The sequence below is a fragment of the Pseudomonas sp. genome, from assembly GCF_035277045.1.
In the GTDB taxonomy this organism is placed as follows: Bacteria; Pseudomonadota; Gammaproteobacteria; order Pseudomonadales; family Pseudomonadaceae; genus Aquipseudomonas.
Genome location: NZ_DATELE010000227.1, coordinates 1 through 9,368, shown reverse-complemented (window position 1 = coordinate 9,368; position 9,368 = coordinate 1). Strand labels below are relative to the sequence as shown.

At 62.1% G+C, this 9,368-nt stretch carries 10 protein-coding genes; 6 read left to right on the top strand and 4 right to left on the bottom strand.

Annotated elements, in window-relative coordinates:
- Positions 1-2,787: CHASE3 domain-containing protein (locus VJS90_RS13315; RefSeq protein ID WP_324122117.1), on the bottom strand; the 2,787-nt coding region annotated here is incomplete at its 3' end.
- A 271-nt stretch (positions 2,788-3,058) separates the two neighbouring features.
- Between VJS90_RS13315 and VJS90_RS13310 the strand changes: the two genes are divergently transcribed.
- On the top strand, positions 3,059-3,406 hold the full coding sequence (locus VJS90_RS13310; protein WP_324122116.1) for a response regulator: 348 nt from the start codon (positions 3,059-3,061) through the stop codon (positions 3,404-3,406).
- A 9-nt stretch (positions 3,407-3,415) separates the two neighbouring features.
- Here the strand turns inward: VJS90_RS13310 and cobF are convergent, their stop codons facing one another.
- Positions 3,416-4,165 (bottom strand): precorrin-6A synthase (deacetylating), encoded by a 750-nt coding sequence (gene cobF, locus VJS90_RS13305; RefSeq protein ID WP_324122115.1) that lies wholly within the window; start codon positions 4,163-4,165, stop codon positions 3,416-3,418.
- 85 nt (positions 4,166-4,250) lie between these two features.
- Entirely contained in the window at positions 4,251-5,540 is a 1,290-nt protein-coding gene (locus tag VJS90_RS13300) for an OprD family porin (RefSeq protein ID WP_324122114.1), read from the bottom strand.
- Positions 5,541-5,884: 344 nt separating this feature from the next.
- On the opposite strand from VJS90_RS13300, the gene VJS90_RS13295 reads away from it, so the two are divergent.
- The 3 genes from VJS90_RS13295 to VJS90_RS13285 all read left to right on the top strand — a co-directional run bounded on the left by VJS90_RS13295 (position 5,885) and on the right by VJS90_RS13285 (position 7,321).
- A complete protein-coding gene (locus tag VJS90_RS13295) occupies positions 5,885-6,244 on the top strand; it encodes a histone-like nucleoid-structuring protein, MvaT/MvaU family (RefSeq protein WP_324122118.1) in 360 nt (119 codons plus the stop codon).
- 221 nt (positions 6,245-6,465) lie between these two features.
- Positions 6,466-6,987, top strand: a complete 522-nt coding sequence (gene gloA, locus VJS90_RS13290) for a lactoylglutathione lyase (protein WP_324122113.1) — start codon at positions 6,466-6,468, stop codon at positions 6,985-6,987.
- A 100-nt stretch (positions 6,988-7,087) separates the two neighbouring features.
- Positions 7,088-7,321, top strand: coding sequence for a hypothetical protein (locus VJS90_RS13285; RefSeq protein ID WP_324122112.1), 234 nt, complete (start codon positions 7,088-7,090; stop codon positions 7,319-7,321).
- Between the two features lie 69 nt (positions 7,322-7,390).
- On the opposite strand, the gene VJS90_RS13280 is transcribed toward VJS90_RS13285, so the two are convergent.
- On the bottom strand, positions 7,391-8,209 hold the full coding sequence (locus VJS90_RS13280) for a shikimate 5-dehydrogenase (RefSeq protein WP_324122111.1): 819 nt from the start codon (positions 8,207-8,209) through the stop codon (positions 7,391-7,393).
- Between the two features lie 161 nt (positions 8,210-8,370).
- On the opposite strand from VJS90_RS13280, the gene VJS90_RS13275 reads away from it, so the two are divergent.
- Positions 8,371-8,742, top strand: coding sequence for a hypothetical protein (locus VJS90_RS13275; protein WP_324122110.1), 372 nt, complete (start codon positions 8,371-8,373; stop codon positions 8,740-8,742).
- A 102-nt stretch (positions 8,743-8,844) separates the two neighbouring features.
- Positions 8,845-9,012 (top strand): hypothetical protein, encoded by a 168-nt coding sequence (locus VJS90_RS13270; RefSeq protein ID WP_324122109.1) that lies wholly within the window; start codon positions 8,845-8,847, stop codon positions 9,010-9,012.
- Positions 9,013-9,368: the final 356 nt, after the last annotated feature.

Genomic DNA, 9,368 nt, shown 5'->3' with positions numbered 1-9,368 from the left:
GTAGATGTTCTCGCGCAGCAGGTCCAGAGCGTCCTGGGCCATGGCCACCGCGGTGATCTCGATGTCTTCGTCGCCGATCAGGCGGGCGATGCTTTCGCGCTGCAGGTCATCGTCCTCCACCAGCAGGATGTGCTTGAGCTTCTGCGTCAGCTTGTCTTCAAGACGTGCGAAGACCTGCTTGAGCTCGTCGCGGCTGGTCGGCTTGACCGCATACCCCACAGCGCCCATGTGCATGGCCGCCTCGACCCGGTCCTCGACCGAGATGATGTGCACCGGAATATGCCGGGTGGAGGCCTGCTCCTTGACCCGCTGCAGCACGGTCAGGCCCGAGTGGTCGGGCAGGCGCATGTCGAGCAGAATGGCGTCGGGAACGTGGCTCACGGCCAGCTGGAAGCCCTCGTCGGCGGCATGGGCCACCAGGCAGCTGTAACCCAGTTCGTGGGCCAGGTCGTAGAGGATGCGGGCGAAATTCGGTTCGTCCTCGATGACCAGGATGCAGCGATTGCCGAACGGCGCCTTGTCGCGGTCATCGCTGAAGACAGGGACCACCGGGGTCAGCGGTGTGGGCGCGACTGGCAGCAGCGGCGCGGGCAGTTCCAGCACCGGGCGCTTGAGCGCTACTGGCGCGGCCTCTTCGGCCGGCGCCTCGTAGCGCTCGGGCAGGACCAGGCTGAACACACTGCCCTGCCCCGGCGTGCTCTGGACACTGATGTGCCCACCCAGCAGGCGCGCCAGATCACGGGAGATCGACAGCCCCAGGCCGGTGCCCCCGAAGCGGCGGTTGCTGGTGCCATCAGCCTGGTGGAATGCCTCGAAGATGACCTGCTGCTGGTCGGCGGCAATGCCGATGCCGCTGTCGCGCACGGTGAAGACAATGCCGGCATCCGCCTGATGACTGATCTGCAGGCTGACCTGACCGCGGTCGGTGAACTTGATGGCGTTGGACAGCAGGTTCTTGAGGATCTGCTCCAGTCGCTGGCGGTCGGTGAACAGCGAAGGCGGCAACGGCTCGTGCAGCTCGACCTGGAAGTCCAGGCCCTTGTGCTGCGCCAAAGGCTCGAACATGCCCCGCAAACCTTCCACCAGACGCACCACAGGGGTGTTTTCCGGGCGCATTTCCAGCTTGCCGGCCTCGACCTTGGCGATATCAAGGATATCGTTGATCAGGTTGAGCAGGTCATTGCCCGCCGAGTAGATCGACTCGGCAAACTTGATCTGCTCTTCGCTGAGATTGCCCTGCCCGTACTCGGACAGCAGCTTGGCCAGGATCAGCGAGCTGTTGAGCGGCGTGCGCAGCTCATGGGACATGTTGGCGAGGAACTCGGACTTGTACTTGCTCGAACGTTCCAGGTCTTCGGAGCGGGCCTGCAGCTCAAGCTGGGCCTTGTTGAGCTCGGAATTCTTGCGGTCCAGGGCGTGGGTGCGGTCGCTCAGTTGCTCGTTGGTCTGTTCCAGCTCGGCCTGCTGGGTCTCCAGGTGCGCCTGGGACTCCTTGAGCACCCGGGACTGCTCTTCGAGCTCTTCGTTGGCGGTCTTGAGTTCTTCCTGCTGCACCTGCAGCTCTTCATTGAGCTGCTGGGTCTCGGCCAGCACTTCCTGCAGGCGCTGGCGGTAGCGGGCGCTCTCGATGGACATGCCGAGGTTTTCGGTTACCCGCTCCAGCAGTTCGCCGTCACGCTCATCCAGCGGGCGCAGGAAGCCCAGTTCGATCACACCGTTGACCTGCCCGTCGTCACGCGCCGGCATCAGCAGCGCCGCGCGCGGCAAGCCTGAGCCCAGCCCGCTGCTGAACTGGAAGTAGTCCTCGGGCAACTGGTCCAGACGCAGCAGGCGGTTCTGCTTCAGAGCCTGGGCCAGCAGGCCTTCGTGGCTGCCGACCAACGGGTCGCGGGCCTGCGCCTGGGCATCCAGCCCATAGGTCGCGACCCGCTGCAGGTGGCCGTGGGCGTCACGCACGTACAGGGCGCCGACCACGCTGCCCAGATACGCCGCGAAGAACCGCAGGATATTTTCACCCAGCATCGGCACGGTCAGTTGCCCCAGCACCTGCTCGGCCAGCTGAGTCTGCCCGTTGCGCAGCCAGGCCTGGTACTCCAGGCGCTCGGCCGAACGCTGCTGGGCCTCAATGTTTTCCATATAGCTGTCGGACAGCAGCATCAGGTCACGCCGGCCCCGATAGGCGAGGAAGGCGCTGAGGGCGATGACCAGCAGGACAAAGGCTGAAATCGAGAGAATGGTGGTGTCCCGAACCTTCTCGTTGCGCGCCATGCGCAACTGCTGCTCGGTCGCCACGAAACCGTCGAACTCCTTGCGGATCTCGTCGGTGAGCCGCTTGCCGCGGCCGTTGCGGATCGGGGCCTGGGCATCGCCTCCGGTGCGGCGCAGGGCAATCATGTCCGAGCCGAAATTGTTCCATTCGCGCTGCAGGGCGGTCAGGCGATCAAGCCGGTCGACCTGCTGAGGGTTGTCTTCCACCATCTCGCGCAGGCTCTGCAGGCCACCGAATACGCGCGGCTTGGCCACTTCATAGGGGTCAAGGAAGCGCTCGTCCCCGGTCAGCAGGAAACCGCGCATGCCGGTCTCCATGTCGATGGTCAGCTTGACCGCCTCGTTGGCGTTGCTGATGACCCGGTCGGTGTGCTCGACCCACTGCATGGAGGTGAGCAGGTAATTGATCACCCCGACGAAGGCCACGGCGCTGAGCAGGCCGACGCCCAACGGCAGGCCGATGTTGCGGGTCAGCAGCTTGCGAAAGCTCTGCTGGTCCAGGGAAGCTGCTTGAATCATCTGAGGATGCCCGAACAAAAAGGTCCATCGAAGCAAATGTGGCGGATTCTTCGCAGTATCGCTGTCGATCCTGCTGCACCACTTTGGGGTTTGATGCGAGTTTACCTGCCTTTGATCCTTCTGGCAGAGCGCTTAGCCAGCATTTGAATATGACGCAGCGCAAACGTTCCATCGGGGTGCGCAGATCGCTATCCTGTTGGCGGGCCACGGGGAACTTTCTCCCTCCCCGCGCCCACAGAGTAGAGATCAATCCCTGAACAGGACCCCAAACATGCACCTTCTGGTAGTCGAAGACGACGACATCGTTCGTATGCTGATGGTCGAAGTGCTCGACGAATTGGGCCACACGGCCAGCGAGGCCGCGGATGCGGGCACCGCCCTGGCGATTCTCCAGGATCCGTCCCAACCGCTGGACCTGATGATGACCGATGTCGGCCTGCCCGACATGCGCGGCGACGAACTGGCCGCCAAGGCACGGGAACTGCGGCCAACGCTGCCCATCCTGTTTGCCAGTGGCTATGCGGAAAACATCAACGTGCCCGAAGGCATGTACCTGATCGGCAAGCCGTTCAGCATCGACCAGTTGCGCGAAAAGGTCGAAAGCATTCTTGGCAAGTAGCCAGCACCGCTACAGCGGTCTTCGCAGCAGATAGGTATCCATGATCCAGCCCTTGCGCCGGCGCGCACGTTCGCGCTGCTCGAGGATCTGCGCCTTGACCGCCTGCAGCGGCCCGCTGACCAGTATCTCGTCGGCGGTTCCCAGGTAGGCACCCCAGTAGATCATCAGGTCAGGGTCGTCGATTTCAGCGAAGGCGCAGCGGCCATCGAGCATCACCACCACATTGTCGATGCGCCCCTGCCTGGCCAGGCGGCGGCCCGGGACAACGGTCAATGGCTCACCGACGCGGTTGAGCGGGACCTGGTGGCGCGCCGCCAACGCCTGCACACTGCTGACGCCCGGGATGACGTCAAGCGTCAGCGCCAGGCCCTGCTGGCGGACGAGGTCGAGGATGCGCAAGGTACTGTCATACAGGCAAGGATCACCCCAGAGCAGGAAGGCGCCCACCTCTCCTGCCCCCAGCTCGTCCCGCAGCACCCCGGCGTACAACACCGCCCGTTGACGATGCCAGTCATCCACCGCAGCCCCGTAGTCAACTGAGACCGCGTTGCGCACGGGATCCTCGATCTGCACAAGCCGGTACTGCCCATCAGGAACATAGCGCGCAAGGATGGCGGTTCGCAGCGCTAGCAATTCGGCCTTGTCCGCGCCCTTGTCGAGCAGGAAAAACACAGTCGCGCGCCGCAGCGCCTCCACCGCCTCGCAAGTGATCTGGCGTGGATCGCCTGGTCCGATGCCAATCAGCAGCAGGTCATTCATTGCACGCTCCCGGAGTTTCCTCTACGCCAGCCTGACTGCCAGCGGCACACGGTCAACAGAACAACGCCGCCAGCGCTGCCCAGGCTTACAACACCGAGAAGTCATAGCTCACGATCACCCGTGTCTCGTCCATGTCCCTTGCCCACTTCTCGTAATTGCTGCGATAGGTCGAGTTGCGCAGCCGTACACTGACGTCCTTGAACGTGCCGCCCTGCACCTGATACCTGAGCTCGGAATCACGCTCCCACTCCTTGCCCTCGGCAAGACTGCCAGGCACCTTGATGTGGTCGCCATTGATATACCGGGAGAAGAAGCTCAATCCTGGCAGCCCCACCCCTTTGAAATCATAGTCGTAGCGCAGCTGCCAGGAGCGCTCCTGGGCGGCGGCGAAGTCGTTGACCTGGGCATAGTTCACCAGGTACGGATTGCTGCCATCGAGATACGGCATGGCGCTTTCGCCGTACATGCGCTGCCAGCCGGCGCTGAACTTGTGCCCGCCCAGGCTGTAGCCCAGCATGCCACTGAAGGCGCGGTGATCGATGTCACCCGCGCGCGCACTGCCAATGTCATCGCTCTTGATCACGCGCAGGTCCGCCGACACGCTGCCCACGGAAAGGGGCTGGCTGGCGACAAGGCCGAGGAAATGCTGCCGATAGACGTTTTCAAGTTTCGCCACCTGATACTGTGCGCTCAGCCGTTCGTTGAACCGGTAATCCAGCCCCGCCAGGTCAAAGTGGTCGGCCGTGGTGCCGCAGGCATAGCGCTTGTTCTTGCAATGCACGCGGATGTCCTGGCGATCGGTCGAGTCCCGGGCTACATACTTGTCCAGACGGGCAAGCCGAAACTTCAAGTCCTGGACCTCCTCCGACGTGACCATCGCACCTTGGAACATTGTCGGCAACAGGCGTCCATCATTGTATTTAAGCAACGGCATGTCCGGCATCATGCTGCCGTACTTTATAACCGTTCGCGATATACGCAACTTCGCCGCAGCGCCCAACTTGGCGTATTGATCAACCGCGCGCCGCGGGTCTTGACCGGACGATGGCAATAAACCACTGTTGCTGTCCGCGGGACTCGAGTCCAGTTTCAACCCGAGCATGCCCACCGCATCGACACCCAATCCGACAGGACCTTGGGTGTAGCCGGACTGTACATTCAGAATGAAGCCCTGCGCCCACTCTTCGCGTTTCGACGCGCCTTGACCGGAACTGCTGTGTCCGTCACGAAAGTCTCGATTGAAATAGACATTCCGGGCCTCCAGCCTCGCACTGCTGTCTTCGATAAAACCGGCTGCATGAACTGAAAAAACGCTACTCAAGACAAGCAGACCCGCGACACTACGGCCGGCTGCCAGGGAGAAAGGGGGAAACATGAAAACATCCAGAAAAGAAGGGTCGCAAAACAGGCCGGTACATCCGCACCAGCATTGTGCAGATACCAGGCGCGGCCTGGCGATGCGCTGCAATTGTCCTGCAACCGCTCTGAAATGGGCCATTGGACCATGGTCTAAAGCGTATTTCAGGAAGCGCGCGGCGCCGCCCTGAGTCCATTACGGACGACTATTCAACGTCCATCGAGGGCGCTTCTCTGGCTGTTTACCACCTCACCCAACACTACTACACTTACTTCTGGCAATACCGCACCGTTGTGGCCGTCGGCACGTGCGCTTATTTGTTTCCGGCCGCGCGCCGCCCAACACTTTCAGGAGTGATAAAAGTGTCCAGACTTGCAGAATTTCGTGCTGCCGAAAAAGCCCTCCAGGAGCAAATGGCGCAATTGGAAACACTAAAAAAGGATGCCGGCCTCAAGCGCGAAATCGAATTCGAGCAAAAACTGCTCGGGCTGATGAAAACCTACGACAAGGGCCTGCGCGACATTATCGCCCTCCTTGATCCCAAGGCCGTATCGCGCCGGCCGGCCACCGCGCCCAAACAACGTCGGGCACGCGTAGTCAAAGTCTACGAAAACCCACACACCGGCGAATTGATTCAAACCAAAGGTGGTAATCATCGCGGGCTGAAAGCGTGGAAGCAGGAATATGGCGCCAGCACCGTCGACAGTTGGTTACGCCAATGAATAATGCACACTAACTTCACGCTTTTTTCACATCGATTGCGAGAAGATCAAACCTGCTAAAGGATTAGCGCCCCATCTCGCCCGCTTCGGCGGGCTTCTAATTTCCGCGCCCTGCACCTGCAGGGCGCGTTTCATTTGCGCAATCGGTTCAGTCCCGTATCATAGTCGGCCTGTCAGTCCCGCTGGCGCCGCATGGCGCCGGCCCTGTTTCTGGAGTGCTCATGAGCCTGCAAGATCTGCAAACCCTGCCCGGCGTCACCGCGCAGCCGGATGCCGCCACCAGCCAATTCGTGTTCAACCACACCATGCTGCGGGTCAAGGACATCAAGCTGTCGCTCGACTTCTATACCCGCGTGCTGGGTTTCAGCCTGGTGGAAAAACGCGACTTCCCTGAAGCGCAGTTCAGTCTTTACTTCCTCGCGTTGGTCGACAAGGCGCAGATCCCCGCCGATGACGCCGCGCGCACCGAGTGGATGAAGTCGATTCCCGGCATTCTGGAACTGACCCACAACCATGGCACGGAGGACGACGCGGCGTTCGCCTACCATAACGGCAACACCGATCCACGCGGTTTCGGCCATATCTGCATCTCGGTGCCAGACATCCGCGCGGCCTGCGAGCGCTTCGAGGCCCTGGGCGTCAACTTCCAGAAACGCCTGACCGACGGCCGCATGAAGAACATCGCCTTCGTCAAGGATCCGGACGACTACTGGGTTGAAATCATCCAGCCGACCGAGTTCTGACCCGCCGCCCGGCCGGGCACGCTGGTCGCGCCGGGAACTTGCGGTCGCCCGCTGTGGTATATGGAAGTAACAGCTTTCATGCCACAGCGAGGTAAGGAAGATGCAAACCCTTCACTGTGAATACCGCGATCACACGATCACGGCCAATATCGTGACCCACCCTGGGTCGCCGATGCCATTCTCCGGGGGGTGCCTGATCACCGATCCCGAAGGCCAGGTCAGCAAGCGACAACCGCTGCCGCTCGACAAATCACATTTCACCGACCTTGAGAACGCCCAGCACGCGTCGCTCGCCCATGGGCGATGGCTTGTCGATCAGCAACTGGACACGTGAGCCAGGGAAGGCCGCACGATCACTGCCGTGCGGCCCTCCCACACCATCACGCTGGCGCCGGTTGCTGGTTCAGTTGCGCGCGTAGGCCACAGCCGCCGCCACTTGCTCCGCCGATGGCCGTACCCCTGTGTAAAGCACGAACTGCTCAAGGGCCTGCACGGCGATGACCTCGAGCCCGGTAATCACGGGCTTGCCCAATGACTGCGCGTACTCGATCAAAGGCGTCCTGGCGGGCATCGCCACCACGTCCATCACCCGCTCGGCCACGGCGATCGCTGTCGCGGGAAACGCCAGGTGCTCGGCCTCGGCACCGCCCGCCATGCCGATCGGCGTGACATTGATCAGCATCGGTGGACAGAGGTCGCCCAGCTCGGCCTGCCAGCGGTAGCCGCAGACATCCGCGAGTTGCCGGCCAGCCTGCTCGTTGCGGGCGATGATCAACCCTTGCCTGAACCCCGAATCACGCAGGGCACTGGCCACGGCCTTGGCCATGCCGCCGCTGCCCCGCAGCGCGAATGCCGTTTCAGGGTCTACCCGATGTTGGGCGAGCAAGTGGCGTACCGCCAGGTAGTCGGTATTGAAGGCCTTGAGGTGGCCATCGGTATTGACCAGGGTATTGACCGACTCGATGGCCGCGGCCGAAGGGTCGATCTCGTCGACCAGGGCCATGCACGCTTCCTTGAACGGCATCGAGACCCCGCACCCGCGAATACCCAGCGCGCGGATCCCGGCCACCGCGGCGGGCAGGTCCTGGGTGGTCATGGCCTTGTAGTAATAGTCCAGCCCCAGCTGCTCGTACAGATGATTGTGAAAGCGCACCCCGAACGTACCAGGCCGCCCGGCCAGGGAAATGCACAAGACAGTGTCTCTACTCGGTGCTACCGCCATGTTCGACTCCTTCGCAACATTCAGAGGGGATTATGCCTTAATTGGCCGTACGACCGCTGATCCCCCCTTACACAACCTTTACCCAGCGCTTGTACCCAGTTGACAGTTTTTGCGGTCAAATCCGCATGCCCGAACAAGGGTCTATCGCGAGGAACACCCAGATGAACCGTCATATCCCCAGAATCGCCCTGCTGGTCGGCGCCCTGGCTGTCTGCGGGCAGGCAGCTGCCCACGGTGGCGGCGGTGGCTGGCATGGAGCAGGCCCGATGCTGGGCGCGGCCGTGATCGGCGCTGTCGTCGGGGCGGCGGTCACCGGCGGCCAGGACCGGACCGTGTATGTCGAACGCCAACCGGTGTATGCGCCCCAGCCGGTGTATGTGCAGGCACCGCCGCCGGTCTATGTGCAGGCGCCGCCACAGCCTGTCTACTACCAGCCCTATCCAGTGGTGGAGCGCTACGTGCCCGCGCCGCCTCCGGCGTACCAGCGTTACAACGGCCCGCCTCCAGCGTACTACGGCCCACCCCGCTGGTAAGGCATACCGTTGAATTTGCCAATGACCACTATTGAAGCGGTTGATTTCACACCGCGTCGGCTGCTGCGTAAGGTAGGGCCATGTTTCAGAGGAGAAGTACTCATGGCCGCTATTACCATCATGTCCGTCATCGGCAGTGCCGTGCCCGCCCAGTTACGCGAACAAGGGCTGCTCGCCTGCTGGTACCTGGTGTGCAACGGTGAAGCCGTCAGCGGTCCGCTGCCCTCGCTCTCGGCCGCCCAGGCCCTGGTCGCGACACTGATTGCGTGACTGCGCAGTGCCCCTGGCCCGCCGACTGGCGGGCTTTTTCGTATCTGGGCATCGCATTCGCACACTGCGTTAAGCGTGGAAGCCCAAGCGCCACGAATGCCCCGTTCGTCCATTGCACGGCACTCCCATTGCCCTGAAACCTCTCACGATCAAGCGCGGATGCCCCGCGGTCCCGTCCGGAGAGCAAAAATGGATATAGATGAGAACGCCCCAGGCAACCTGTCCCAGAAAGGTGTAGCAGGCAAGACCGATACCGAAGCGGGGAGTGATCCCGGCAAGGGTGAGAAAGCAGCGCCGCTGCCTGACGATGCAGACGCATCGCTCGATGAAGAGATGCCGGATGTGGAGGCCAACAA

Coding starts and splice junctions, on each gene's coding strand:
- VJS90_RS13310 (WP_324122116.1), top strand. CDS start 3,059: ATGCACCTTCTGGTAGTCGAAGACGACGACATCGTTCGTATGCTGATG.
- cobF (WP_324122115.1), bottom strand. CDS start 4,165: ATGAATGACCTGCTGCTGATTGGCATCGGACCAGGCGATCCACGCCAG.
- VJS90_RS13300 (WP_324122114.1), bottom strand. CDS start 5,540: ATGTTTCCCCCTTTCTCCCTGGCAGCCGGCCGTAGTGTCGCGGGTCTG.
- gloA (WP_324122113.1), top strand. CDS start 6,466: ATGAGCCTGCAAGATCTGCAAACCCTGCCCGGCGTCACCGCGCAGCCG.
- VJS90_RS13285 (WP_324122112.1), top strand. CDS start 7,088: ATGCAAACCCTTCACTGTGAATACCGCGATCACACGATCACGGCCAAT.
- VJS90_RS13280 (WP_324122111.1), bottom strand. CDS start 8,209: ATGGCGGTAGCACCGAGTAGAGACACTGTCTTGTGCATTTCCCTGGCC.
- VJS90_RS13275 (WP_324122110.1), top strand. CDS start 8,371: ATGAACCGTCATATCCCCAGAATCGCCCTGCTGGTCGGCGCCCTGGCT.
- VJS90_RS13270 (WP_324122109.1), top strand. CDS start 8,845: ATGGCCGCTATTACCATCATGTCCGTCATCGGCAGTGCCGTGCCCGCC.